At 65.2% G+C, this 23,776-nt stretch carries 26 protein-coding genes; 16 read left to right on the forward strand and 10 right to left on the reverse strand.

What is annotated here, in order from left to right:
• Positions 1-36: 36 nt before the first annotated feature.
• Positions 37-1,752 carry a gamma-glutamyltransferase family protein gene (locus QZZ02_RS01645; protein ID WP_291841823.1) on the forward strand — a complete coding sequence of 572 codons (1,716 nt, stop codon included), beginning with the start codon at positions 37-39 and terminating at the stop codon, positions 1,750-1,752.
• Here the strand turns inward: QZZ02_RS01645 and QZZ02_RS01650 are convergent, their stop codons facing one another.
• On the reverse strand, positions 1,753-3,222 hold the full coding sequence (locus tag QZZ02_RS01650; protein WP_291841824.1) for a HAMP domain-containing sensor histidine kinase: 1,470 nt from the start codon (positions 3,220-3,222) through the stop codon (positions 1,753-1,755). It abuts the gene before it with no gap.
• 17 nt (positions 3,223-3,239) lie between these two features.
• Complete coding sequence (locus tag QZZ02_RS01655) at positions 3,240-4,016, reverse strand: VTT domain-containing protein (RefSeq protein WP_291841825.1); 777 nt, start codon at positions 4,014-4,016, stop codon at positions 3,240-3,242.
• A gap of 98 nt (positions 4,017-4,114) precedes the next feature.
• On the opposite strand from QZZ02_RS01655, the gene rpmH reads away from it, so the two are divergent.
• From rpmH to dapD, 7 genes are all read left to right on the forward strand, one after another.
• A complete protein-coding gene (gene rpmH, locus QZZ02_RS01660) occupies positions 4,115-4,249 on the forward strand; it encodes a 50S ribosomal protein L34 (RefSeq protein WP_291841826.1) in 135 nt (44 codons plus the stop codon).
• Positions 4,250-4,254: 5 nt separating this feature from the next.
• On the forward strand, positions 4,255-4,656 hold the full coding sequence (rnpA, locus tag QZZ02_RS01665) for a ribonuclease P protein component (protein WP_291841827.1): 402 nt from the start codon (positions 4,255-4,257) through the stop codon (positions 4,654-4,656).
• 4 nt (positions 4,657-4,660) lie between these two features.
• The gene (yidC, locus tag QZZ02_RS01670) at positions 4,661-6,445 is read left to right on the forward strand and encodes a membrane protein insertase YidC (protein WP_291841828.1); all 1,785 of its coding nucleotides are present in this window, start codon (positions 4,661-4,663) and stop codon (positions 6,443-6,445) included.
• A gap of 68 nt (positions 6,446-6,513) precedes the next feature.
• Entirely contained in the window at positions 6,514-7,089 is a 576-nt protein-coding gene (gene yihA / locus QZZ02_RS01675; RefSeq protein ID WP_291841829.1) for a ribosome biogenesis GTP-binding protein YihA/YsxC, read from the forward strand.
• A gap of 6 nt (positions 7,090-7,095) precedes the next feature.
• Positions 7,096-8,091 carry a DUF1036 domain-containing protein gene (locus tag QZZ02_RS01680; protein WP_291841830.1) on the forward strand — a complete coding sequence of 332 codons (996 nt, stop codon included), beginning with the start codon at positions 7,096-7,098 and terminating at the stop codon, positions 8,089-8,091.
• Between the two features lies 1 nt (position 8,092).
• Positions 8,093-8,791 (forward strand): pyrimidine 5'-nucleotidase, encoded by a 699-nt coding sequence (locus QZZ02_RS01685; RefSeq protein ID WP_291841831.1) that lies wholly within the window; start codon positions 8,093-8,095, stop codon positions 8,789-8,791.
• A complete protein-coding gene (gene dapD / locus QZZ02_RS01690) occupies positions 8,788-9,615 on the forward strand; it encodes a 2,3,4,5-tetrahydropyridine-2,6-dicarboxylate N-succinyltransferase (RefSeq protein WP_291841832.1) in 828 nt (275 codons plus the stop codon). The genes QZZ02_RS01685 and dapD overlap by 4 nt, the downstream gene beginning before the upstream one ends.
• On the opposite strand, the gene QZZ02_RS01695 is transcribed toward dapD, so the two are convergent.
• The gene (locus QZZ02_RS01695) at positions 9,612-10,829 is read right to left on the reverse strand and encodes a TIGR03862 family flavoprotein (RefSeq protein WP_291841833.1); all 1,218 of its coding nucleotides are present in this window, start codon (positions 10,827-10,829) and stop codon (positions 9,612-9,614) included. The two genes, dapD and QZZ02_RS01695, sit on opposite strands and share 4 nt — an antisense overlap.
• A gap of 150 nt (positions 10,830-10,979) precedes the next feature.
• Here QZZ02_RS01695 and QZZ02_RS01700 point away from each other — a divergent pair, with 150 nt between their 5' ends.
• The gene (locus tag QZZ02_RS01700) at positions 10,980-11,321 is read left to right on the forward strand and encodes an aspartate decarboxylase (RefSeq protein ID WP_291841834.1); all 342 of its coding nucleotides are present in this window, start codon (positions 10,980-10,982) and stop codon (positions 11,319-11,321) included.
• A gap of 16 nt (positions 11,322-11,337) precedes the next feature.
• Positions 11,338-11,814, forward strand: a complete 477-nt coding sequence (locus QZZ02_RS01705; RefSeq protein WP_291841835.1) for a GNAT family N-acetyltransferase — start codon at positions 11,338-11,340, stop codon at positions 11,812-11,814.
• Here the strand turns inward: QZZ02_RS01705 and QZZ02_RS01710 are convergent.
• Positions 11,811-12,275, reverse strand: a complete 465-nt coding sequence (locus QZZ02_RS01710) for a cupin domain-containing protein (protein ID WP_291841836.1) — start codon at positions 12,273-12,275, stop codon at positions 11,811-11,813. The genes QZZ02_RS01705 and QZZ02_RS01710 overlap by 4 nt on opposite strands.
• A gap of 50 nt (positions 12,276-12,325) precedes the next feature.
• Between QZZ02_RS01710 and dapE the strand changes: the two genes are divergently transcribed.
• Both dapE and QZZ02_RS01720 read left to right on the forward strand, forming a co-directional pair.
• Positions 12,326-13,492: a succinyl-diaminopimelate desuccinylase gene (dapE, locus tag QZZ02_RS01715; RefSeq protein ID WP_291841837.1), complete on the forward strand. Its 1,167-nt coding sequence runs from the start codon at positions 12,326-12,328 to the stop codon at positions 13,490-13,492.
• Positions 13,489-14,067: a hypothetical protein gene (locus QZZ02_RS01720; RefSeq protein WP_291841838.1), complete on the forward strand. Its 579-nt coding sequence runs from the start codon at positions 13,489-13,491 to the stop codon at positions 14,065-14,067. Before dapE ends, QZZ02_RS01720 begins: the two co-directional genes overlap by 4 nt.
• Here QZZ02_RS01720 and truA read toward each other — a convergent pair.
• Genes truA through QZZ02_RS01735 form a run of 3 tightly spaced genes read right to left on the reverse strand, consistent with a single transcriptional unit; the run spans position 14,049 to position 16,349 of the window.
• Positions 14,049-14,798, reverse strand: a complete 750-nt coding sequence (gene truA, locus QZZ02_RS01725; protein ID WP_291841840.1) for a tRNA pseudouridine(38-40) synthase TruA — start codon at positions 14,796-14,798, stop codon at positions 14,049-14,051. The two genes, QZZ02_RS01720 and truA, sit on opposite strands and share 19 nt — an antisense overlap.
• Positions 14,798-15,727, reverse strand: coding sequence for a methionyl-tRNA formyltransferase (gene fmt, locus QZZ02_RS01730; protein ID WP_291841841.1), 930 nt, complete (start codon positions 15,725-15,727; stop codon positions 14,798-14,800). Before fmt ends, truA begins: the two co-directional genes overlap by 1 nt.
• 49 nt (positions 15,728-15,776) lie before the next feature.
• A complete protein-coding gene (locus QZZ02_RS01735; protein WP_291841842.1) occupies positions 15,777-16,349 on the reverse strand; it encodes a hypothetical protein in 573 nt (190 codons plus the stop codon).
• Between the two features lie 150 nt (positions 16,350-16,499).
• Here QZZ02_RS01735 and QZZ02_RS01740 point away from each other — a divergent pair, with 150 nt between their 5' ends.
• Both QZZ02_RS01740 and QZZ02_RS01745 read left to right on the forward strand, forming a co-directional pair.
• The gene (locus tag QZZ02_RS01740; protein ID WP_291841844.1) at positions 16,500-17,351 is read left to right on the forward strand and encodes a pirin family protein; all 852 of its coding nucleotides are present in this window, start codon (positions 16,500-16,502) and stop codon (positions 17,349-17,351) included.
• A 122-nt stretch (positions 17,352-17,473) separates the two neighbouring features.
• Positions 17,474-18,448, forward strand: a complete 975-nt coding sequence (locus QZZ02_RS01745) for a glutathione S-transferase family protein (protein ID WP_291841845.1) — start codon at positions 17,474-17,476, stop codon at positions 18,446-18,448.
• On the opposite strand, the gene def is transcribed toward QZZ02_RS01745, so the two are convergent.
• Positions 18,445-18,969 carry a peptide deformylase gene (def, locus tag QZZ02_RS01750; protein WP_291841846.1) on the reverse strand — a complete coding sequence of 175 codons (525 nt, stop codon included), beginning with the start codon at positions 18,967-18,969 and terminating at the stop codon, positions 18,445-18,447. The two genes, QZZ02_RS01745 and def, sit on opposite strands and share 4 nt — an antisense overlap.
• Before the next feature lie 31 nt (positions 18,970-19,000).
• Positions 19,001-20,434, reverse strand: a complete 1,434-nt coding sequence (gene rmuC, locus QZZ02_RS01755; protein WP_291841847.1) for a DNA recombination protein RmuC — start codon at positions 20,432-20,434, stop codon at positions 19,001-19,003.
• 189 nt (positions 20,435-20,623) lie between these two features.
• On the opposite strand from rmuC, the gene QZZ02_RS01760 reads away from it, so the two are divergent.
• Complete coding sequence (locus QZZ02_RS01760; protein ID WP_291841848.1) at positions 20,624-21,742, forward strand: GNAT family N-acetyltransferase; 1,119 nt, start codon at positions 20,624-20,626, stop codon at positions 21,740-21,742.
• 100 nt (positions 21,743-21,842) lie between these two features.
• A complete protein-coding gene (locus tag QZZ02_RS01765; protein ID WP_291841849.1) occupies positions 21,843-22,970 on the forward strand; it encodes a PQQ-dependent sugar dehydrogenase in 1,128 nt (375 codons plus the stop codon).
• A gap of 18 nt (positions 22,971-22,988) precedes the next feature.
• On the opposite strand, the gene QZZ02_RS01770 is transcribed toward QZZ02_RS01765, so the two are convergent.
• Complete coding sequence (locus tag QZZ02_RS01770) at positions 22,989-23,717, reverse strand: queuosine precursor transporter (RefSeq protein ID WP_291841850.1); 729 nt, start codon at positions 23,715-23,717, stop codon at positions 22,989-22,991.
• Positions 23,718-23,776: the final 59 nt, after the last annotated feature.

Raw genomic sequence — 23,776 nt, forward strand, 5'->3', positions numbered from 1 at the left:
TCCAGTCTGACCGGACATTGCTGAGGGGCAAGTTAGATGCTGCGTTTCCTGTTCGCCACCACCGCGCTCGCCGGTGGGCTCATTCTTGCCAGTTGCTCCGGCGCCGGGGAGACCGCTCCCGAGGCCCAGCCGGGCCCTGCGATGGTCGCCGCGGCCAATCCCCATGCCGTGGAAGCCGGGCTGGAAGCGCTGCGCGCCGGCGGTGATGCCATCGATGCTGCCATTGCCGTGCAGAGCGTGCTGGGCCTTGTCGAGCCGCAGAGCTCCGGCCTCGGTGGTGGCGCCTTCCTGCTCTATTACGATGCCCAGAGCGGCGATCTGACGGTCTATGACGGCCGCGAGACGGCTCCGGCCAGCGCGACCCCCGAGCTTTTCCTCGACGAGACCGGCCAGCCGCTCGGTTTCGCCGAGTCTGTCTTCTCCGGTCATTCGGTCGGGGTGCCAGGCGCGGTCGCCATGCTGGCTCTGGCCCATGCCGACCACGGCGTGCTGGACTGGGCCGACGGATTTGCGGCCGCCACCGGGCTGGCCGAAAGCGGGTTTGAAATCTCGCCGCGTCTCGCCGGCCTCATCGCCGGGACGGCGCCGCGCGGGCCGCTTGATGAATGGCCGGCCTCGCGCGATTATTTCTTCGCCGATGACGGCACGCCCCTGCCCGCCGGCCATCTGCTGCGCAATCCGGCCTATGCCGAGACGACACGCGCGCTGTCTGCCGACTGGCATGCCCTGTATGAGGGGCCGATCGCGGCCGCCATTGTCGACGCTGTGCAGGCCGAGCCGCGCCCGGGCGGGCTGACCCTGACGGATCTGGCCGCCTACCAGGCCATTCGCCGCGACGCGATCTGCCGTGACTATCGCGAATGGACGGTTTGCGGCGCGCCACCACCTGCCTCAGGGGGGATTTCGGTGAACGAGATCCTCGGCCTGCTCGAACCCTATGACATGGCAGCCACGGGGCCGGACACGCTGGAGGGATGGCGCCGTTTCATCGAAGCCAGCCGTCTCGCCTATTCAGACCGCGACGCCTATGTCGCTGACGCAGACTTTGTGACCGTGCCGGTGGCGGGCCTGCTCGACGCCGACTATCTCGCCGAGCGCGCGCTGGGCGTTGATCGCACGACCGCCCTGCCGACCTCGACACCGGGCATTCCCGACGGCATTGCAGTGCCGGGCGCCGATGCCACGCCCGACTCGCCGGGAACCAGCCATTTCGTGATCGTCGACAGTGATGGCGATGTGGTGTCGATGACGACAACGGTGGAAAGTGTGTTCGGCAGTCACCGCATGGCCGGCGGGTTTTTCCTCAACAATCAGCTGACCGATTTCTCGCGCACCCCGACCGATGCCAACGGCGCACCCGTGCCCAATGCACCGGAAGGCGGCAAGCGGCCGCGCTCGTCCATGTCACCGACCATCGTGTTCGACCATGATGGCGAATTCGTGCTGGCGACCGGCTCGCCTGGCGGTTCCTCGATCATCGCCTATACCGCCAAGACGCTGATCGGCATGCTCGACTGGGGTCTGACGCCGCAGCAGGCGATCGAATTGCCCAATGTGGTCGCGCGCGGCGATATTGTTCGCATCGAGGACGGAATGGACCCGGCCATCGTCTCGGGGCTGGCCGGTCTCGGTTTCACGCTGGATGCCAATCGCGGCGAGATTTCCGGCCTGCACATTGTGCGCCGGCTCGAGGACGGGACACTGATCGGCGGCGCGGATCCGCGTCGCGAGGGTCAGGCCCGCCAGCCCTGATCAGACCAGCGGACGGCTGGCAGCCGGCAGGCGAACGGCGAAAACCGTCCCGCTTTCGCCGGTTGCCACCAGGTCCACATCGCCGCCATGCGCCCGTGCCAGTTCGCGGGCAATCGACAGACCCAGACCACTTCCGCCACGCCGGGTCGAGCCGCTGAACGGCTGGAAAAGTCGCTCCCGGGCCTTGGGCGGCACGCCCGCACCGGTGTCGGAAATCTCGATCCGGATCTCTCCGGGCCGGTCACCGATCGGCGGCACCGGCGTCGCGCGGGCGGTGAGCCGACGCGGGCCCTCATTCGCCTGCATCGCCTGGATGGCATTGCGGCACAGATTGAGAAAAAGCCGGTGCGCCTGGTCCGGATCGGCGTCGAGCCAGAGTTCGTCCCCGATCTCATTGGTCCAGCTGACATCACCTTCGGCGAGCATGGCGTCGCCGGCCACCTCGTCCAGCAGGGACCGCGCAGCGATCGGCTGCCGCACCGGAGCACTTTCCTCGGCGCGGCCGAATTCGAGCGTCGCCTCGCACAGCCTGACGCCGCGATCGACCGCCCGCACCAGTCGCTCACCCATGCCGCGCACCCGGTCGTCGCTGTCCATGGCAAGCCGGTCCGAGACGAGTTGCGCGCTGGCGAGCACATTGCGCAGGTCATGATTGATCTTGGCGACCGCTCCGCCGAGTGCCGCGAGCCGCTCGCGCTGCAGAAGCGCCTGGCGGATATCGGCCTGCATGCGGGCCAGTTCGTGCTCGGCCTGGCCAATCTCGTTGCGCCCCGCACCGGGCGTGATCATGCGCGCCGGATCGGCCGGGTCCTCACGAAAATGGGTCATGGCGCCGGCCAGCCGCCGCATCGGCCTCACGAACAGGAAAAAGAGCGCAAAATACAGGACTGCGCCGACAATGAATGCCGCCAGGCCGGCATAGATCAGCAAGCGGCCGGAAAACTCGCGCAAGGCCGTATGCAACGGCGCTTCGCGGACGATGACATCGATCAGCTCGTCCGGCGCGCCCATCGGGTGGGCACGGATACGCAGCAGGCGATCGTCCGAGGCATTGAGCGTCTCGATCGTGTCGCGGATATGGGTGAACCAGGTCGCCTTGCGCAAATCGCTTTCAACAAGCCCCTCTCCGATCGGACCGGAATAAAGGACCAACTCGTTCATGCCGTCGCGGACACGGGCCACGGCGACGGCATCAGCGCCCATCAGCAGCGCCCTGACCTCTTCCTCACCCAGGGCCCCGCCGGGTGCGACGTCGGCTGCCAGCGCCGCCAGGTGCGCCGCCTCGGCCCGGTCTGTCATCCATTGCAGCCTGAAACTGGCGGCCGCCGGGAAGTAGACGAGGACGAGGCCAGCCGTGACCAGTCCAAGCGTGACCATCAGGAGCTGCGCCCGCAGATTGTCGAACACGCCGGGGGGCGGCGTTTCGGACGGGCGAACAGGATCGCTGGGGGGTTGGAAATCAGTGGGCATTGTTCAACGCCGATAGCCTAGTGCGATTTGCCCGACAAGGCGCCTGCCTTTCGCCGCCTTTGCCAGCGACGCCAGAGAAGCGGTGCCAGGGCGAGCGGAATGATCATCAAGAGCGGCAGGAAGACTTGCGGTTGCAGGAGCGCGGCAGGTCCCGGCAAGGCGTCCATTTCGCTCAGCGAACCCAGACCGGCCCCGAAACCGGCATAGAGGATGATCGAGGGCACGGATCCGATGATCGTCCCCAGCGCAGTCGCTGCCAGCGACACCCGCGACAGGCCGGCGGCAAGATTGACCCCGAAATAGGGCAAGGGGAGCAGCCGCAGCAGGATCATGTAGGTCAGCTGGTCGCGCTCGAAACCGGCCGCCAGGCGCCGATACCGTTGGCGCAAGCGGGCCCGGCGGGCATCACCGGCCAGAAAGCGCACCAACAATAGGGTATTGATTGCGCCCAGGGTGAGCCCGATCAGCGAGACCGGGATCGCCCAGGCCTGGCCGAGCACGAATCCCGCTGCAATCGTCAGCCAGAGCGCACCGGGAAGCGCCAGACTCGCGAGGACGACATAGCTGAGCGTGCAAAGAAGGAGGGCCAGAGCGAAATGACGGTCGATCACCGCCTGCGTCAGCCCCCGGCTTTCGCGCAGCCAGGCCAGCAGGTCGAGCGGGGTCCTGCCCGTCAGCAAAAGCCACGCAATAACAAGCAGCAGCGCGACCAGAATGAGCCGGCGCAGCCCGCGCAGGCCCGTGGAGCCCGGCCCGGGCGGGATTTGCGGCGGCTGGTTTGCGGCGTTTGCCATGTCATTCTCCTGCTCAGTGAGGGGCATGAAGCCTTGACGCCGCCGCTTCAAGCGCGTAATTGCCGCCGCTCTCGAATTAACGCCAATGGAGCGCGACCGTGAAACGTACATTTCAGCCGTCCAAGCTCGTCCGCAAGCGCCGGCACGGCTTCCGTGCGCGCATGGCGACGAAATCCGGCCGTCTAATCCTGGCTCGTCGCCGGGCCAAGGGCCGCAAGCGTCTGTCCGCCTAAGGACGATGCCTACGCCGCTTCCTGCCGTTAAGCGGCTGAAAACGCGGCGCGAATTTTTGCACGTCGCAAAAGGCAAAAAAGCCGTCCGATCGGGCGTGGTCATTCAGGCCCGCTCGCGAGACGGCTCTTTGCGTTTGCAGGACGCGCATATCGGGGCCGGTTTCACCGCGACCCGCAAGATCGGCGGTGCCGTTGTCCGCAATCGTGCCAAGCGGCGCCTGCGGGAGATTGCCCGGCTGCTTCTCCCCCTCCACGGACAGCCCGGCAACGACTATGTATTCATCGCACGCGCGGCAACGCCCGACAGGGATTGGTCGCGCCTGGTGGGGGATGTCGAAAGCGCATTGGTGAGTCTGGCCGACGGCAGGACCCCGGGCGATCGCGAACACAAAGCGCAAGAGGCCTGATTTCATGGGCGAAGACCAACGCAACCTGTTTATCGCACTGGGCCTGATGGGCGCGATCCTGATCGGCTTCCAGGTCTTCGTGATGGGACCGGCCGAGGAAGAGCGTCGCGCCGAGCAGGCCGCGATCGAAGCCGCCCAGCAAATTGCAGACCCCGACCTGCCGGCCTCGTCGATCGAACCGGCCGCTGCCGCGACGGTCGACCGCGAAACTGCCCTCGCCGGCAATCAGCGCGTCACCATCGATGCCCCGGCCGTTCTCGGCTCGCTGTCACTGACCGGTGCCCGCCTCGACGATATCCGCCTGCGCCGCCACAGCGAGACCATTGATGACGATACGCCGGTCGCTTTGCTCAACCCGATCGGCAGCGACCATGTCTTCTACGCCCGCGACGGCTGGACCTCGGGCACGCAGGGCTTTTCCGACCTGCCGGGTGGCTCGACCGAATGGGCCCTGTCCTCCGGCTCGACACTGACGCCGGACACGCCGGTCACCCTGACCTATGACAGCCCGTCTGGCCTGCATTTCGAACGCGTCATCTCGGTCGACGACAATTACCTCTTCACCCTGACCGACGTCGTGACCAATAATTCCGGCCAGGAAGTCGAGCTCTCGCGCTACGGCCTGGTACGCCATGAAGGCCGCCCGGAAGACGAGACCCGCAACATGGCCGTCTTTGAAGGCGCACTTGCCGTGGTCGACGGCGCCCTGGTGCAGAGCAGTTTCGGCAAGCTGGAAGATGGCAACCAGACCGAGGACAATGGAATCGGCGGCTGGGTCGGCATCACGCAACGCTACTGGATGGCCGCAGCGATTCCCGACCAGGACCGTGCCTTCACCGCACGCTTCCGCACCATCGAGCGCGGCGAGATCGATGCGTTTGAAGCCAGCTATGTCGAGCAGGCGATCGCCGTTCCCGCCGGTGAAAGCCTGGCCTCGACGACCCGGATCTTTGCCGGTGCCAAGGAACTGGACGTGCTGCAGCAGGTCCAGAACGAGGTTGGCATCGAGCGTTTCGACATGGCCATCAACTGGGGCTGGCTGTGGTTCCTCGCCCGCCCCTTCGTCTGGCTCCTGCACATGCTGGAAGGGCTGACCGGCCAGTTCGGCCTCGCCATTCTGGCCCTGACCCTGATGGTCAAGATCGTCATGTTCCCGCTCGCCAACCGCGCCTACGCCTCGATGGCGAAGATGAAGGCGGTGCAGCCGAAGATGGCCGAGATCAAGGAACGCTATGCCGCTGACCAGCAGAAGCAGCAGCAAGCCCTGATGGAGCTGTACAAGACCGAGAAGATCAATCCGCTGGCCGGCTGTCTGCCGATCCTGCCGCAGATCCCGATCTTCTTCGCGCTCTACCAGACCCTTTTCAACGCCATCGAGATGCGCCACGCGCCCTTCTTCGGCTGGATCCGTGACCTGTCGGCCGCCGACCCGACGAATATGTGGAACCTGTTCGGCCTCATCCCCTACGACCCGACCGGCATGTGGCTGATCGGCGGCGTCCTGGGCATTGGTGCCTGGCCGATCATCATGGGCCTGACCATGGCGGCCCAGCAGGCGCTCAACCCGCCGCCGCCGGACCCGATGCAGGCGCGCATCTTCGCCTTCCTGCCGATCGTCTTCACCTTCATCCTGGCCCCGTTCGCGGCCGGTCTGGTGATCTACTGGGCGTGGAACAACTTCCTATCCGTCCTGCAGCAATACATCATCATGCGGCGCCACGGGAATGAGACGCAGGTCGACAAGCTGGTCGCCCGCCTGTTGAAGCGTGGCGGAGGAGACGCGTCCTGACCGACGGTAGCGACGAGCTCGACCCCGGCCTCGGGCGCCGTTTCTTCGCGCGGCCCTGCACCTTCCTGATGGGAGCGGTGGCGCTTGATCATTTGCCCGAGCCAAACAAGCTGGAAATTGCCTTCGCAGGGCGCTCGAATGTCGGCAAATCCTCGCTGATCAACGCCCTGACCAACCAGAAGGGCCTTGCCCGCGCCTCGGGAGAGCCGGGCCGGACCCGCGAGCTCAACTTCTTCGAGGTGGCGGACAGCGATCTGCGCATCGTCGACCTGCCCGGCTATGGCTATGCCAAGGCGCCCAAGCCGGTGGTCGAGAAATGGACCCGCCTGACCAGAGCCTTCCTGCGCGGCCGGGTAAACCTCAAGCGCGTCTACCTGCTCGTCGACAGCCGTCACGGCCTGAAAGAGGTCGACCTGAAGATCATGGACGTCTTCGATGAAGCCGCCGTGAGCTACCAGGTCGTTCTGACCAAGACCGACAAGATCAAGCCACCAGCCGTGGTCCGCCTGATCGGCGAGACGGCAGAGAAGATCGCCAAGCGACCGGCAGCCTTCCCGCGCGTGGTCGCCACCTCAAGCGCCAAGCAGGACGGGGTCGACCAGCTGCGGGCCGAGATTGTCGCCCTGCTGCCCGACATGGGATGATCGCGCATGTTGCGTTTCCTGCTTGCCGGCCTTGTTGCCCTGCCCGTCCTGTTCCTGACGTCCGCACCGCGCGCCGATGCAGCCGAACTGTGCAACGAGACAAGCTACATCGTCGAAGCCGCCGCCGCCTGGGCGGTTGAGGGCGGGGTCGCCATCGAAGGCTGGACCCGGCTGCGGCCGGGCAATTGTGTCACCATCGCCAACGATGTGGACCTCGATAGCGACCAGCCGATCTTCTATTACGCCAAGTCCTCGATCGCCTATCTCGGCGGCGTCCGCGAATGGCGCGGCACTGTCCCGCTCTGCGTTGATGAATCCGACTTCGAGGTCGTCGCCAATACACGCTGCTCCTCGCTTGGCATGGCGTCCCGCGATTTCTTCATCCGCGAGGGCGATGACCGCGAGCGCACGGTGCTGGTCGAACCGGTCAATTTTGGCAGTCGGGCGGGCATTGCCGGCATCCAGCGCCTGCTGCAATCGGCGGGCTATCCCATCACTGCGGTCGACGGTCTGAGCGGTCGCTCGACCTCGCGTTCGGTCAGCAGTTTTCTGAGCGATGCCGGCCTGACCAGTCGCCCGTCTGATGATGCATTGATCGACGCGCTGGAAGCGCGCGCGCTTGGCCGCAACGCCGGGAGCGGGCTGACCATGTGCAATGAAGCCGATGGCGATATCGCCGTGGCCATCGGCTACCAGCTCGGCACGATCTGGCAGTCACGCGGCTGGTGGCGCATCCATGCCGGCGAATGCGCCCGCGTGCTGGCGACCCGGCTCGAGACCGCCAACGCCTTCTACTATGCCGAACGCATCAACACGGCCGGACGACGCGGCCTGGTCGAGGGCAATGAATCCTTCTGCATCGCGCCGGCGCGGTTTGTCGCCGAAGGCCGAACCGATTGCATCGACCGCGGCTATACGGCCGCCAGTTTCCGCCGCATCGCCCAGCCCAGCGAGGGCGGTGCCCGCATCACGCTGGGCGAGGGCGACTTCCGGAGGCCCTGACATGGCCGACCTGAGACATATCACCCATTGGGTCTTCGACCTCGACAATACGCTCTACCCGTCCGACGCCCCGATCATGACCCAGGTCGACCGGCGCATGACCCAATATGTCGCGCGCACGCTCGGCCTGCCGGAGGACGAAGCCCGCATCGTCCAGAAGTCCTACTGGCGCGATTATGGCACCACGTTGAACGGCATGATGGCCAACCATACGGTCGACATGCGGGAATTCCTCGACTTCGTGCATGATGTCGACCCGACCGGGATCATCACCCATCCCGAGCTGGCGGCCCGTATCGAAGCCCTGCCCGGCAAGCGCCTCGTCTATACCAACGGCTCGCTCAGCCATGCCGAAAACATTCTCAGTCACATGGGGCTGACCCATCTCTTCGACGACATCTTCGATGTCGAGGCGTCAGGCTTCCAGCCCAAGCCGCACCAGGCCGGCTTCGACAAGTTCGTCTCGCATTTCGACTTGCCGGTGCGCCAGTCGATCTTTTTCGAGGACAGCGTGCGCAACCTCAAGACCGCGCACGAGATGGGCTTCACAACCGTGCTCGTTCGCGCCAAAGAAGGCCCGCGCGACGAAGAGAGCGCCGCGCCGGACGAACATCCCGATCACGTCCACCACGCCGTGGACTGCCTGCCCACCTTCCTCGGGTCCATCCGGACCGCTGCCACACCGGACGACGCCTCATGACCGACACCGCCCTCATCACCACGATCGAAACCGCCTGGGAAAACCGTGACTCGGTATCGACCGACACGACCGGCGAGGTCCGCGAGGCCGTCGAGACCGCGATCAGCCTGCTGGACAGCGGCCAGGCGCGGGTCGCCTCGCGTGGGGATGATGGCAACTGGGTCGTGCACCAATGGCTGAAGAAAACCGTCCTACTGGGCTTCCGGCTCAATCCGATGGGCCTGATCGAGGGCGGGATTGCCGGTGCGCGCTGGTGGGACAAGGTCCCATCCAAGTTTGAAGGCTGGGGCGAGGCCGAGTTCAAGGCCGCCGGCTTCCGCGCCGTGCCGCCCTGTGCGGTCCGCCGGGGCGCCTATATCGCGCCCGGCGCCGTGCTGATGCCGTCCTATGTCAATCTCGGCGCCCATGTCGGCGAAGGCACGATGATCGACACCTGGGCCAGTGTCGGCTCCTGTGCGCAGGTCGGCGCCAACTGCCACATCTCGGCGGGTACCGGAATTGGCGGCGTGCTGGAACCGCTGCAGGCCGACCCGGTGATCATCGAGGACAATTGCTTTATCGGCGCGCGTTCGGAAGTGGTCGAGGGCGTGATCGTGCGCGAGGGCTCGGTACTGGCAATGGGTGTCTATATCACCCGCTCGACCAAGATCGTTGATCGCGCCACCGGCGCGATCAGCTATGGCGAAGTCCCGGCGTATTCGGTTGTGGTGCCCGGCGCCCTGCCCGATCCGAAGGGCGGGCCGAGCCTTTACTGCGCCGTCATCGTCAAGCGTGTCGATGCGCAGACGCGGGCCAAGACCTCGATCAACGATTTGCTGCGCTAAGGGTTCACCAGGAAGGCCTCGACACCCCGCGCGGCGGCCAGACCGGTCGCGAAACTGGCCTGCAGCAGATAGCCGCCGGTCGGGGCATCCCAGTCCAGCATCTCGCCGGCTGCGAACACGCCCGGCAGGGCGGTCAGCATGAAGCGCTCATCCAGCGCGGTGCGGGCAATGCCGCCGGCGGACGAGATCGCCCGGTCGAGGCCGCGCTGGGCCGTCACCCTCAGCGGGACGGCCTTGATCAGCCGCGCCAGCGCGGCAGGATCACGCGGCAGGTCCGGCACGGCATCGCGCAGCACCGAGATCGCCTGCGGTGTCAGACCGGCCTTGCGCAGCGTATTGGTCAGCGACTGCCCCTTCTTCGCCTTGCCGAGCCAGGCGGCCATGTCGGACACGTCGCGATGCGGTTTGAGATCGAGATGGAGGGTCACAGGCCTGCCAGCCGCCATCGCCGCACGGATTGGCGCCGACAGGGCATAGACCGCACCGCCCTCGAGCCCGTAGCGCGCGATCACCGCCTCGCCGGGGACGCGGTCCTCACCCAGGCTCAGCGCAATCGTCTTCAGCGGCGCGCCGGCAAACCGGTCCTGTGTCACCGCGCTCCAGGCAATCTCGACCCCGCAATTGGCAGCAGAAAACGCAACCAGCGCGACGCCGCGGCCGGCGAGATGTTCGGTCCAGCCGCCGTCCGAGCCCAGACGCGGCCAGCTGGCACCGCCGAGCGCCAGCAAGGTGGCGTCAGGCTGCATGGCGATCGGGCCGTCCGGCGTCGAGAATTGCAGCGCGCCCTCATCATTCCAGCCGGTCCATTCATGGCGCAGATGAAAGCGCACGCCGAGCGAGTCCAGCCGGGCCCGCCAGGCCCGCAACAGGGGCGAGGCCTTCATCGCCTCGGGGAAGACCCGGCCAGAGGAGCCGACAAAGCTCGCCTGTCCCAGGCCTTCGCACCAGGCGCGCAAGGCCGCGGGTTCATGCTGCATGATGGTCGGGCCGAGCCAGTCGGCCGCTTCGCGATAGCGGCCCAGGAAGGCGGGCAGCGGCTCGGAATGGGTGAGGTTGAGCCCGCCGCGTCCGGCCATGAGGAATTTGCGCCCCGGCGTCGGCATGCGTTCGAAGATCTCGACCTCATGGCCGATCGTGGCGAGGTGTTCGGCGGCGATCAGCCCGGCCGGGCCGGCGCCGATAATGGCGATGCGTCTGGGTGCGATGGATGACATACCCCCTGTCTAGCGCGCGCCGCGCCGCGCCGCCATCGCCCTGACCGCAAACCCCTGCTTCACCCGAAGCCCGGCCTGCGCTGATGCGCCGCTACCGTTTTGCCGTCGAATCTGGTCACATGGGCCAAATCACTCTCGAAGGGGCGCGCGATGACTGACGACACGATCAAGGAAAAGCCGGCAGCAAAGAATCCGGCGGCCCCATACGGCTCGGCCGACAACCCGTCCGAGTTCGACGTGCTGCACCGGATGGGGTCGGAAGAACCCTATTTCATCATCCGTGGCGGCGACCCCCTGTCGGACGCCCTGGTCGAACTGCACGCCTATATCGGGGCCGGCCAGTCCGGTGCCGCGCATGACACGCTCGAGCGCATTCTCGCCCTGACCTCGCAGAAACCGCCGCGCCCGGTCGGCTCGCCGAAATATCGCGAAACCTTCAAGATCTCGGTCTCGATGGAACGCTTCCGCGAAACCCACGGCCGCTCGCACTAGCCTCACGGATGCCACCATGGAAACGCCGATCCTGATCCGCCGCGGCAGCGCAGCGGACCATGTCGCCTTGGGCGAAGTCATGTATGACGCGGTCCGCAACGGGCCGAGCCGCTACACCTCCGAGCAACGGGCGGCCTGGGTGCCCGAACCCCGCAAGGGCCCGGACTGGGACGAGCGCCTCGGCCAGCAGATCATCATCATTGCCGAACAGGCGGGAACCATCGTCGGTTTCATGACGCTTGAGGCGCCGGCCTATGTCGACTTCGCCTATATCCGGCCCAGCTGGCAGCGCAAGGGCGTGTTCCGGGCCCTGCATGACGCCATCGAGCAGGAGGCGCGCCGCACGGGGCAGACGCGCCTGCACGTCCATGCCAGCCTGATGGCCCAGCCGGCTTTCGCGGCCCTGGGCTATTCGGTGACTGCGCCGGAGGATGTCTCGATCCGCGGCATCGCCTTCAAGCGCTTCGCGATGGAAAAGGCGCTGTTTGGCTAGACCGGCGATCCGTCCTTGCGCGTGAACAGTCCGGGACCGGAATAGCGGCCCGGCTTCGCCTCCAGATCGATATCCGGATAGTGCGCCCCGTCAGCGTCCAGCCGTGACCCCACGACCAGAAAGACGCAATCGGCCTGCGACCGGTTGATCAGGCAATGGCCGTCAGGCTCGCCGGCCGGAAAGCCGGCGCAATCACCGGGGCGCATCACGGTTTCGCCCTCGTCGGTCACCAGCCTGGCCTCGCCCTCGACCAGCCAGACGAATTCATCCTCATGTGTGTGCCAGTGACGCTGCGCCGACCAGGCGCCCGGCTTGAGCCGGACCAGGTTGACCCCGAACTGGGTCAGACCGGCCGGGCCGGTCAGGCGGCGCGCCTGGCGACCGTCCACAACACCGGCGAATTCCGGCGGGTAACCGGTCCCGCCGGTTTCTTCGATGTCGTCGAGCGAGAATTTCGGCATGGCTGCGTCCTTGATCTGGCCTGAAAGAGCGAACTGGCTATGTTTCCCATATGAGAACGACCGCCGACCTTTCCAACCCGTTGCCGCTGGCCCAGGCGCTGATCCGGCGCCCGTCGATCACGCCGGCCGATGCCGGTGCGCTGGGCGTGCTGGAAGCAGCCCTGGAACAACTGGGCTTTGCCTGCCGCCGTTATCCGTTTGGCGAGGTCGACAATCTCTATGCGCGGCGCGGTTCGGCCTCGCCCTGCTTCCTGTTTGCCGGCCATACCGATGTTGTCCCGCCCGGCGCGGACGCCGACTGGACCCGGCCGCCCTTCGGTGCAGAGGCCGATGACGGCCTGTTGTGGGGACGCGGCGCGGCCGACATGAAAGGCGCGATTGCCGCCATGGTGGCCGCGGTGGACCGCTTTCTGGCCAAGGCCGGCGAGCCGGACGGCTCGATCGCCTTCCTGATCACCGGTGATGAGGAAGGCCCGGCCATTCACGGCACCAAGGCCGTTCTGGTTGCCCTGGCCGAAGAGGGCGAGCGTTTCGACCATTGCCTCGTCGGCGAGCCGACCAATCCCAATACGCTCGGCGACACCATCAAGTCGGGGCGGCGCGGCTCGCTGAACTGCAGGCTGACCGTGACCGGACGGCAGGGCCATGTCGCCTATCCCGAGCGGGCCGAAAACCCGATCCCGCCACTGCTCACCCTGCTGGGCCGCCTGACCGCGCGCGAGCTGGACACGGGCGTCCCGCATTTCCAGCCATCCAATCTGGAAGTCACCTCCGTCGATGTCGGCAATCCGACCACCAATGTCATTCCCGCGGCCGCGGTGGCGCGCTTCAACATCCGTTTCAACATCGCCCATACCGGCGATGCGCTGAGCCAGTGGATCCGTGACGAGGTGGCCAAGGCGAATCTCGATTTCGACGGCCGGGTCGAGGCTGATATCCATGTTACCGGCGAAGCCTTCCTGACCCCGGCCGGCGCCTTCACCACCCTGTTGCAGGACTGCGTCGAGGCCGAGACGGGCCGACGCCCGGCCCTGACCACGGGCGGTGGCACCAGTGATGCCCGCTTCATCCAGCTTTACGCACCGGTGGCCGAGTTCGGTCTCGTCGGGGCCACGATGCACCAGATCGACGAGCGCGTGCCGGTCAGCGACATTGAGAGCCTGACCTCGATCTACACGCGCATCCTGACCCGCTATTTCAAGGATTTTCCCGCATGATCGGCCTTGTCATGGAAGGATGGCGCGGCATGCTGGGCGCCCTTCGGCTGCTCACCTTCCGGCCCGGCGGCGAAGCGATGTTCGACGTCTCGCTGCGCGGCTTCTGGCGCTCGTTCGGCGGGATATTGTTCGCCCTGCCGCTGGCCATCCTCGCGCATGTCGAGCGGCAATATATCGGCACGTCGGTCGACGCGACGACCTATTTCCTGATCTTCTTCGGGACCTGGCTGAGCTTTCCGGTCTCTGCCGCTGTCGCCGTGGCGATCGCCGGCGCCCGAAACCGATACATGCACTGGGTGGTCGTGCACAATTGGGGCGTTGTCTGGCTCTATGGCGTGATTGCCGGCATCCTGGCGCTGGAAGTCATCGGCATCATCAATGCCGAGTTCCGCGACTTCCTGTTCTTCCTCTACGGCTATCTGCGCATCCTGGTCCACTGGCGCCTGGCCTATGTGACGCTGGGCCTGCCGACGATCACCGCGGCGCTGACGGCGACCATCCCGGCGATGACATCCTTCCTGGTCCTTGTGGCGATCAGCCAGGCCTTGTCCGGCGCTCAGGCCGCGGCCGGGTAGTCGACAGCCGTCAGATACAGACCGTCAGGCGGAGCGACCGGGCCGCACTGGCTGCGGTCGGCGGCATCGAGGGCCTGCCGGAAGTCCCGCGCCGACCATTTGCCCACGCCGACCTCGACAAGCGACCCGACCATGGAGCGCACCTGGCGGTGCAGGAAGGACCGCGCCGAACAGGTCAGCTGGACCTCCTCGCCATAGCGCGAGACCGAGATCGCATCGATCGTCTTGACCGGACTTTCAGCCTGGCACTGGGCATCGCGGAACGTGGTGAAATCATGCCGGCCGAGCAGCGCCTTTGCCGCATGATGCATCGCCTCGGCGTCGAGCTTGCGCGGGACACGCCACACCTGGCCCTTGTCGAGCGTCAGGGGGGCGCGGCGGTCGATCATCCGGTAGAGATAGTGACGCTGGGTGGCGGAAAAGCGGGCATGGAAGTCCGCGCTCACTTCTTCGGCCTCGAGAATGGCGACCGGGTCAGGCCTGAGGTGGAAATTGATCGCATCGCGGACCTTGTCGGCTGACAGATCCTTGGCGAGGTCGAGATGGGCGACCTGGCCGAGCGCATGCACACCGCTATCGGTACGGCCCGCGCCATAGACGAGGACCGGCGCGCCATCGAGCTTCGCGGCAGCGCGCTCCAGGCTTGCCTGCACGGAAGGAGCATTGGCCTGGCGCTGCCAGCCGGCAAAGGGGCGACCGTCATACTCAATCGTGATCTTGTAGCGCGTCATCAGCCCAGCACCGTCCCGGCGGGGACATGATTGCCATTGAGAAAGGTCGCCGCATCCATGGCGCCCCTGCCCTCGCGCTGCAGCCGCGTCAGCGACAGCGCACCCTCACCGCAGGCGACCGTCATACCCTGCAATACGGTCCCGGGAGCACCGTCGCCCTCGACAGTTTCGGCCATCAAGACCTTGGTGCGGACCGGCCCTTTCTCGGTGGGCAGTTCGAACCAGGCGCCCGGGAAGGGCGAGAGGCCTCGAATATGGGCCGACAGCTCGTTTGCCGGGCGCGACCAGTCGATCCGGGCCTCGGCAGCAGAGATCTTCTTTGCATAGGTGGCGCCCTCGTCGGACTGCGGCACGGCTTCCAGAGACCCGCGTTCCAGCGCCGACAAGGCGCGCGGCCACATCAGGGCACCGGCATCGCGCAGCTTGTCGTGCAGAGTGGCGGCGGTGTCGTTCGGAGCAATACGCACGGTCTCCGACAGCAGGATCGGACCGGTATCCAGACCGGCCTCCATCTGCTGCAACTGCACGCCGGTCAACGCGTCACCTGCCATGATCGCCCGCTGGATCGGCGCGGCACCGCGCCAGCGCGGCAGCAGGGAGGCGTGCAGGTTGAGACAGCCCAGACGCGGTGCGTCCAGCGCGGCCTGCGGCAGGATCTGGCCATAGGCGACCACGGCCGCCACATCGAGGTCGAGGCTGGCAAACTCCGCGATCACGTCCGGATCGCGAAAGCTCTCGGGTGTCGAGACAGGGATGCCCAGGATTTCCGCCAGCTGGTGAACCGGCGTCTTTTGTTCCGACTGCCCACGTCCGCGCCGGCGCGGCGGCTGGGTGTAGACACGGGCGATCTCATGGCCGGCAGCCGCGATTTCAGCGAGCGAGCGCGCCGCGAAATCGGGCGTGCCCATAAAGGCAAGGCGTAAGGTCATGGCGCGGGTTTGAGCGCGAACAAGGGTCCGCCGTCAAGCCGGTTTGCGCTTATTCTGCGCCCCAGGGCGGCGGCGGCGCTTGGACCGGCATGGTCAGATCGAAGACGGCTTCGAAATGTCGGTCGGGGCGATCCAGGCCGTAGGTGAAGGTGGTATCGGTCAGGGTGACGGACCAGACATTGGCCATGGACACCGCAATACCCTCGCGATCGAACAGACCGCGCGAGAACTGGTCGGCCGGGAATTCGGCCCGCGTCTCGGTGGGCGCGGTGATCGTCATCCCGCCATACTGCGTGAGCGTATCCTCACTGCCATCTTCATGACGATGATCATGCTTGAGCTGGAGGCCCGCCGCTTCCCGGGTGATGACCCAGGTCCGCGACCGGTCCTCACCGACATGGAGGGGAATACGGATTTCCGAAGAAGAGCACTCACGTACATGCAGGGTCAGGACTTGTGACGCCCAGTCGGCATCGCGCGGATCATCACTGACAACCTCGCCCTCAAAAGCCTGGCCACACAGGGCGGACAAGCGATCGAACAGGTCGGCCCCGGCCGCCGGTTGATCGTTCGAACAGGCAGCAAGGGCCAGCGGCGCGGATATCAGAACTGCCAGGCGCATGATTCACTCCTCAGATTCACAGCAACCTGCCTGATCGCTTCCACGATGGAAACAATCTCTTTCGGCTGTTTCGGTGGCGCTCGCGCGTAAAATCCCTATTTTGTGTAGCGGAAATGCCCTCAGACGGGTGAAGGACAGGATCCCAGCTCCATGACCGCGACCGATACCCTCACCAAGACGCGCCGGATCACCAGGGTTTCGCGCGGCCTTCCGACCTCGGACGGGGCGGGCGTAAAGCTCACCCGCATGCTCGGGCATCGCGGCCTGATGGAGCTTGATCCCTTCCTGATGCTTGACCAGATCCGCTCGGACGACAGCGCCGATTACATGGCCGGCTTCCCGAACCACCCGCATCGCGGCTTTGAAACCGTGACCATCATGCTCGACGGCAAGATGCGCCATGGCGACAACAAGGGCCATGCCGGCGTGATCGAGGGTGGCGGCATCCAGTGGATGACTGCGGGGCGCGGCATCGTGCATTCGGAGATTCCCGAGCAGGACAATGGCCGGCTCTGGGGTTTCCAGCTCTGGGTCAACCTGCCCGGCGCGCTGAAGATGACGGAGCCGCGCTACCAGGAATTCGACAAGAGCGAGATTCCGGTCGAGACCCGACCCGGCGCCAGCCTTCGCGTGCTCGCCGGATCCAGTTCGACCGGCGTCACCGGCCCGGCCACCTCTGTCGCCATCCAGCCGACCCTGATCGATATCGTGCTCAAGCCCGGCGCCACGCTGGAAGAGGATATTGATCCCCGCCACACCGCCTTCATCGCGGTGTACAAGGGCTCGGTCTCGTCCGGCGAAGGCCGTGTCGATGATCCCGATCTCGGCGTCCTGGAAGACGGTGACCGGATCGCGCTCAAGGCCGGACCTGAAGGCGCCAGCCTGCTGCTCGTTGCCGGCAAGCCGATCGATGAGCCGGTCGCCCGCTACGGCCCCTTCGTGATGAATACCGAGGCCGAGCTGCACCAGGCGGTGCGTGACTTCCAGGCCGGCAAGTTCTGAACCTGATCGGGGACAGGTCCAATTAGCGCGCCGGTCTCCGGACCGGCCAAGCGTTCCGCACAGCGCGTTAATTGGACCTGTCCCCATTTCGCTGACCATCAAACAGAAAATCGGAGGGATCCATGGGTCTGCTCGTCGACGGCAAGTGGCATGATACCTGGTATGACACCGACAAGTCCGGCGGGCGCTTCGAACGTTCCGAGGCCCAATTGCGCAATTGGGTGACTGCGGATGGATCGGCCGGTCCAACCGGCCGCGAGGGCTTCCGCGCCGAGCCCGACCGCTATCACCTCTATGTGTCCTACGCCTGTCCCTGGGCCCACCGCACCCTGATCTACCGGGCGCTGAAAGGGCTGGAAGACATGATCCCGGTCTCGGTTGTGCACTGGCACATGGCCGACAAGGGCTGGACTTTCGAAAGCGACGAGGACGGGATTGTCGGCGACCGACTGCTGGGCAAGGATCTGATGTATCAGGTCTATCTGCAGTCCGAGCCGGATTATTCCGGCCGGGTAACCGTGCCCGTCCTGTGGGACAGGAAAACCGGCCGCATCGTGTCCAACGAGAGTGCCGAGATCATCCGCATGTTCAATTCGGCCTTTGACGGCGTCGGCGCGAAGCCCGGCGATTATTATCCGGCCGACAAGCGGGCCGCGATTGATGCCCTCAATGACCGGATCTACGAAACGGTGAATAATGGCGTCTACCGGTCCGGCTTCGCGACCAGCCAGGCGGCCTATGAAGAAGCGGTTTTCCCGCTGTTCGAGACCCTCGACCATCTCGAACAGGTGCTGGACGACACCCGCTATCTGGCCGGCGACACCATTACCGAGGCTGACCTGCGCCTATTGCCCACGCTTTTGCGCTTCGATCTGGTCTATTTCGGCCATTTCAAATGCAATCTCAGACGCCTGGTCGATTATCCCAATCTCTGGGCCTATGCGCGCGACCTCTACCAGCATCCCGGCATCGCCCAGACGTGCAATTTCGAGCATGCCCAGAAGCATTATTACGCCAGCCACGGCACCATCAATCCCACCGGCATCGTGCCCGCCGGACCGATGATCAATTTCGCGGAGCCGCACGGGCGGCGCTAGGCCGCGTCGCGGTCCTTGGACTTCTCGACCTTCTTTACCTTCTGGACAGCGCGCTGGCGCTTGAGGCGGGAGAGGTAGTCGATGAAGAGCACGCCTTCGAGATGGTCCATCTCGTGCTGGATGCAGACGGCGAACATGCCCTCGGCAATCTCGTCCTGCGGCTTTCCGTCATAGTCGAGATAGCGGATGCGGATCCGGTCCGGGCGCTCGACCTCGTCATAGACGGTCGGCACCGACAGGCAGCCCTCTTCATAGGGTTTGAGCGTGTCGGACGGGTCGGACAGGACCGGATTGACGAAATAGCGCGGCTGCGGCTCCTCGTCCCGACCGGCGAGATCCATGACAATGACGCGCTTGGCAACGCCGACCTGGATCGCGGCCAGGCCAATACCATCCGCCGCATACATGGTCTGCAGCATGTCATCCATCAACGCGCGGAGTTCGTCGTCAACCTGGTCAACAGGTTGCGACACTTCCTTGAGCCGCGGATCGGGAACGGTGAGAATATCGAGAACAGCCATGACCCCTAGATAGTCGCCCCGGCTTAAAGGATCAAGAATCGACCGCTTCCGGGGCGCCAATCGCGGGCAGGTCCTCGACACCCGCCGCATCGAGGTATTCCGCCGGCAGAGATTTGCGAGTCTTGGCGCCGAGGTCCTTCAGTTTCTGAGCCTGGCCGACGAGATTTCCCGGACCGTCGATCAGTTTACCTTTGGCATTACTCCAAGCATTTTCCGCTTGATTGATCCGCTGGCCGATTTCTTCGATGTCCGACACGAACCCGTGGAACTTGTCGAACAGCTTTCCGGCACGGTCCGCGATGTCCAGCGCGTTGCGGTTCTGGCGGTCCACGGTCCACAGATTGCCGATTGTCCGCATCGCCATCATCAGCGTCGTCGGTGTTGCGATCATCACATCCCGCTCAGCGGCATAGACGGAGATGTTGACGTCATTCTGGAGCGCCAGAGAAGCCGCACCTTCCAGCGGAATGAACATCAAGGTAAACGACACGCCAGTGTAGAGTTGGCCGTAATCCTTCGCGCCCAGCGAATTCACATGATTACGCACCGACTGGATGTGTTGCTTCAGGGCGAGTCCGCGTTCTTCTTCGGTCTCGGCATTCACGCATTGATCAAAAGCCTTCAGGGACACCTTGGAGTCGATGACCAAGCGATGCCCGCCCGGCAAGTCAACAACGATATCGGGGCGCAGCCGGCTGCCGTCCTCCAGGGTTTCACTCTTCTGCGTGTGGAATTCATGGCCCTCGCGCAAGCCGGAACTCTCGAGAATTCGTGCCAGTACCAATTCCCCCCAATCGCCCTGCACCTTGGACGATGAGCGCAACGCGTTGGCGAGCTTCTGGGCATCGTCGGACATGCGCGCCGCATCCTTGCGCACGGTTTCCATCAACTGCTTGATTTCGCCGGCATGGCCGTGACGTTGCTCGGCATCCTTCTCGACCTTGGCGCGGAAATCGGTGAGCTGTTCGCGCAAGGGGTTGAGCAGGGTCTGGAGGTTGTCCGTGCTTTGCTTGTTGAGCTCGGCGCCGGAGGTCTTGAGGATTTCGGCGGCGGTCAGCTTGAACTGCTCGCTCAGGCGCTCGCGGGCCTTGTCCAGCTCGGCCAGCTTCTCGTCATGATGGCGCTGGGTCGCGTCATGTTCGGTCTTGAGCGCCTCATGACGGGCATTGAGCGCATTGCGCTCGGCTGTGACGGCCTCCAGGGAGGCGCGCAACCGGTCACGCTCTTCCACGACGCCGTCAAGCCGGGCGACCGCCTCGCGTGCGGTTGCCAGATCAGTCGCTGCCTGTTCCTGGCGTTCGCGCCAATCATCGCGCTCGGCGCGCAGCCGGTCGAGTTCGGCGGTATCCGGCGATGTTGTCGCGGCCGGTTTGCGGGTCAGCAGCAAGCCGGCAAGCACTGCGAGCGTAACGGCCATGCCGCCGAGAACGAGCCAGGTTTCCGGGGAAATATCTGTAAGGGTCACGGTGTTTGTCGCCTTCCTGCTGGCCGCCATTCTGGATGAGTCGTCCGGGTGCGGCCAGCCGCCCGCCCCGCACCGCCGCAAACCTGGCACGCTGCCCGGACAAAACCAGTCACCCCGCCGACTCCCTGCCTCACCCCGATCCGGCCTGAAGCTTGCTTGGAACGGGGTGAACGTCTTGGGAGGGACACGGTGCGCACGCAAATCGTTTCAATCGAGGACATTTCCGCCGGGCAGATCGCGCAATGGAATGACTGGGCGTGCCCGGATGGCAAGCTGGTCAGCCCTTATCTGCGGTTTGAATTCGCGCAGACGGTCGCCCGCGCCCGCGCCGATGCCCGCATCGCGATCATCGAGGATGGCGGTGAAACGATTGGCTATTTTCCCCATCATGCTGCGCATGGCGGCATTGTCCGCCCGATCGGCGCCCCGATGAGCGATTATCAGGGCGTGATCGCGCGCGACCCCGCCCGCATCATCCCCGAGCGCCTGGCCCGGGCCGCCGGCGGTTCGGCGCTGGTCTTTGAGAACTGGCACGGCCCGCTGAGGGAAAACCGGTCTATGCAGCGCCAGCGCTGCGGCAGCCATATTGCCGATCTGGGGCAGGACGGCACCGCCTTCCTGGAGGCCCGCCGCGCCCTGCACAAGGATCATTTCAAGAAGACGGCCCGGCGCCAGCGCGCCGCGATACGTGATTTTGGCGAGGTCCGCGTCACGCTGGGCGATCCGGACGGCCAGGCCTTCGCGGCTCTGAGCACCTGGAAGCAGGCGCAGTATCGCGACACCGGCAAGCTCAATGTCTTCGGCGTCGACTGGGTGCAGGAGGTTCTCCGCGACCTGCGCCAGCGCGAGGGCGATGAGTTTTCCGGGCTCACGGCTGCGCTCTGGTTCGGCGACCGGCTCGCTGCGGTCGAGTTCGGCCTCGTGGCAGGTGATATCTATCACTCCTGGTTTCCGGCCTATGATCCGGAACTGGCGCGCTACTCGCCCGGCCTGCTGCTTCTGCACGGCCTGTTCGAGCAGGCCCCGGAACGCGGTCTGAACCGGGTTGATCTCGGCCGCGGCGGCGATCACTACAAAAAACACTATGCCAGCCATTCCGTGCCGCTGGCTGATGGACGCGTCCTCGCACCCGGCATGGCAGCCCTGGGAATCCGGTCCTGGGAATTGGCCGAACAAGCCCTGGCCCTCGTGCCGGGCCGGGTTGGCGAGCTTCCCGGCCGGCTGCGTCGCCGCTGGTCACAGGTGAGCGCCTTCCAGCCCCGCCTTGGCTCCCGCCTGGCCAGCTTTGCCGGCTCAATCGCGCTTTAACGCCAAGGCGAAAATATCCGGATCGTGATGCAAACACCGCTGCCCCGGCAGCCGGCATGCGCTAGTCTTTGTCCGACCGCGCCGGGTCGGGAGTGGACACATGCGTATGCTTGCAAGCCTTGCCGCCGCCGCCTTGCTGGCCTCAGCCAGCTGGGCACAAACGACAATCCACGAGACCGAGCAGGCTGATTTTCGCATCGAGACCGTAGCGGACGGCCTGGAATTTCCCTGGTCAATCGCCTTTCTGCCCGATGGGGACATGCTGGTGTCCGAGCGCGCAGGCCGGCTTCGCCTGATCGAGGACGGCGTGCTGCGCGGCGCCCCGATCGCCGGATTGCCCGACATTTTTGCCGCGCGCCAGGGTGGTCTGCTGGGCCTCGCCCTGCACCCGGATTTTGTCAGCAACCGGCTGGTCTATTTCGCTTTCTCCGAAGGCCGCATGAGTGCCAATCATACGGCGCTCGCCCGTGGCCGGCTGAATGAGGCGGCTACGGCGCTGGAGGGCGTCGAGACCCTGTTCCGGGTCAATTTCGCCAAGGCCCGCGGCCTGCATTTCGGCGGCCGGCTTCTCTTCCTCGGCGACGGCACCCTGCTGCTCACCCTGGGCGAAGGCGGTCTGCATCCCAATGAGGCCCAGAACCTGGCCAACCATCTCGGCACCATCGTCCGGCTCAACGATGACGGCACGGTCCCGTTCGACAATCCCTTCGTCAGCGTTCGCGGCGCCGGGCCGGAGATTTACAGCTACGGCCACCGCAATGTTCAGGGTATCGGCATCAATCCGCAGACCGGCTCGGTCTGGGCCAATGAGCACGGCGCCCGCGGTGGCGACGAGATCAACGTGATCGAGGCCGGAAACAATTATGGCTGGCCACGCATTACCTGGGGTGTCGATTATGACGGCACGCCGATTTCCGATGCCACCCACGGGCCGGGCATGGAACAGCCGATCTGGTTCTGGGACCCGTCCATCGCCCCGTCAGGCATGGCGTTTTACCAGGGGGACGGGTTCGAGCGCTGGCAGGGTGACCTCTTCGTCGGCGCCCTGGCGGGCTCCATGCTCATACGCCTGGAGATCGAGGGCGATCGCGTGATTTCGACGGAGGAGCTCCTGACCGATCCGGGCGAGCGCATTCGCGATGTGGCGAGCGGGCCTGACGGCCATCTCTATGTCCTCACCGACGCCACGGACGGTGCTGTCCTGCGCCTGGTGCCTGTCATCCCCTGACCGGCGGCATGAGGACGCCTACCCGGTGAGATCGGTCAGCTTTCGACCTTCTGCGATATTGCGCAGGAGATAGACCAGCGGCGTATCGATGGCAGCAACAAGCAGCTTCACAATCACCTGGCCCAGCACCAGACTGCCGATCACCGCCCAGGTCTGGTTGCCGGCGAAGGCGACCGAGATGAAGATCGTGCTGTTGAAGATCTGCGACACCATGGTCGAGACATTGTTGCGCAGCCAGAGCCGGTTCCTGCCGGCATCCTTTTCCCGCAAGTGATGAAAGATCATCACATCGGCAAGTGCACTGATGCCAAAGGCGACAAGGCCCGCAAAATTGGTCCGGTTGCCGGATGAAAAGACCTCGACGAAAGCCGCCTGCTGGGCATCGCTCCAGGTTCCGCCCGTCGTGATGAAGGGGAAGACCGCCTCGGCGTGCATGGCGTAGAGCAGCAGCAGCAGGATCACGAAGCGCATCAGGACGCCAGTAATCACCACACACAGCGCATAGCCCCGCCCCCAGACCTCGGAAATCACATCGGTTGCGAGATAGGTCAGGCCGAATGCGAGGGTTCCAGCCGGAACGAGCACCGTCAGCGGACCGAGATGAAAGGCCTGTATCTTGACTGCCGTGATGGCGGCAAGAACCAGGGAGACCATGAACAGGCCGGTGCAGAAAAAGAGCACGAAGGCGCGGCGTGTCACGCGCGCCGGATTCATGTCTTCAAGGCTTTCCGTAGGTCTCTCGTCCACAGCCGTCTCCCCGATGCCCTCAAGGACAATAGTCCGAATCTGTCCGTTGAATAGGCTAA

The organism is Maricaulis sp. (assembly GCF_015665295.1).
Taxonomy (GTDB): Bacteria; Pseudomonadota; Alphaproteobacteria; order Caulobacterales; family Maricaulaceae; genus Maricaulis.

Coding starts and splice junctions, on each gene's coding strand:
- QZZ02_RS01645 (WP_291841823.1), top strand. CDS start 37: ATGCTGCGTTTCCTGTTCGCCACCACCGCGCTCGCCGGTGGGCTCATT.
- yihA (WP_291841829.1), top strand. CDS start 6,514: ATGGGAGCGGTGGCGCTTGATCATTTGCCCGAGCCAAACAAGCTGGAA.
- truA (WP_291841840.1), bottom strand. CDS start 14,798: ATGACGCGCTACAAGATCACGATTGAGTATGACGGTCGCCCCTTTGCC.
- QZZ02_RS01650 (WP_291841824.1), bottom strand. CDS start 3,222: ATGCCCACTGATTTCCAACCCCCCAGCGATCCTGTTCGCCCGTCCGAA.
- def (WP_291841846.1), bottom strand. CDS start 18,969: ATGGCTGTTCTCGATATTCTCACCGTTCCCGATCCGCGGCTCAAGGAA.
- QZZ02_RS01720 (WP_291841838.1), top strand. CDS start 13,489: ATGATCGGCCTTGTCATGGAAGGATGGCGCGGCATGCTGGGCGCCCTT.
- QZZ02_RS01710 (WP_291841836.1), bottom strand. CDS start 12,275: ATGCCGAAATTCTCGCTCGACGACATCGAAGAAACCGGCGGGACCGGT.
- fmt (WP_291841841.1), bottom strand. CDS start 15,727: ATGACCTTACGCCTTGCCTTTATGGGCACGCCCGATTTCGCGGCGCGC.
- dapD (WP_291841832.1), top strand. CDS start 8,788: ATGACCGACACCGCCCTCATCACCACGATCGAAACCGCCTGGGAAAAC.
- QZZ02_RS01700 (WP_291841834.1), top strand. CDS start 10,980: ATGACTGACGACACGATCAAGGAAAAGCCGGCAGCAAAGAATCCGGCG.
- QZZ02_RS01740 (WP_291841844.1), top strand. CDS start 16,500: ATGACCGCGACCGATACCCTCACCAAGACGCGCCGGATCACCAGGGTT.
- yidC (WP_291841828.1), top strand. CDS start 4,661: ATGGGCGAAGACCAACGCAACCTGTTTATCGCACTGGGCCTGATGGGC.
- dapE (WP_291841837.1), top strand. CDS start 12,326: ATGAGAACGACCGCCGACCTTTCCAACCCGTTGCCGCTGGCCCAGGCG.
- QZZ02_RS01695 (WP_291841833.1), bottom strand. CDS start 10,829: ATGTCATCCATCGCACCCAGACGCATCGCCATTATCGGCGCCGGCCCG.
- QZZ02_RS01680 (WP_291841830.1), top strand. CDS start 7,096: ATGTTGCGTTTCCTGCTTGCCGGCCTTGTTGCCCTGCCCGTCCTGTTC.
- QZZ02_RS01655 (WP_291841825.1), bottom strand. CDS start 4,016: ATGGCAAACGCCGCAAACCAGCCGCCGCAAATCCCGCCCGGGCCGGGC.
- rnpA (WP_291841827.1), top strand. CDS start 4,255: ATGCCTACGCCGCTTCCTGCCGTTAAGCGGCTGAAAACGCGGCGCGAA.
- QZZ02_RS01745 (WP_291841845.1), top strand. CDS start 17,474: ATGGGTCTGCTCGTCGACGGCAAGTGGCATGATACCTGGTATGACACC.
- QZZ02_RS01765 (WP_291841849.1), top strand. CDS start 21,843: ATGCGTATGCTTGCAAGCCTTGCCGCCGCCGCCTTGCTGGCCTCAGCC.
- QZZ02_RS01705 (WP_291841835.1), top strand. CDS start 11,338: ATGGAAACGCCGATCCTGATCCGCCGCGGCAGCGCAGCGGACCATGTC.
- QZZ02_RS01735 (WP_291841842.1), bottom strand. CDS start 16,349: ATGCGCCTGGCAGTTCTGATATCCGCGCCGCTGGCCCTTGCTGCCTGT.
- QZZ02_RS01685 (WP_291841831.1), top strand. CDS start 8,093: ATGGCCGACCTGAGACATATCACCCATTGGGTCTTCGACCTCGACAAT.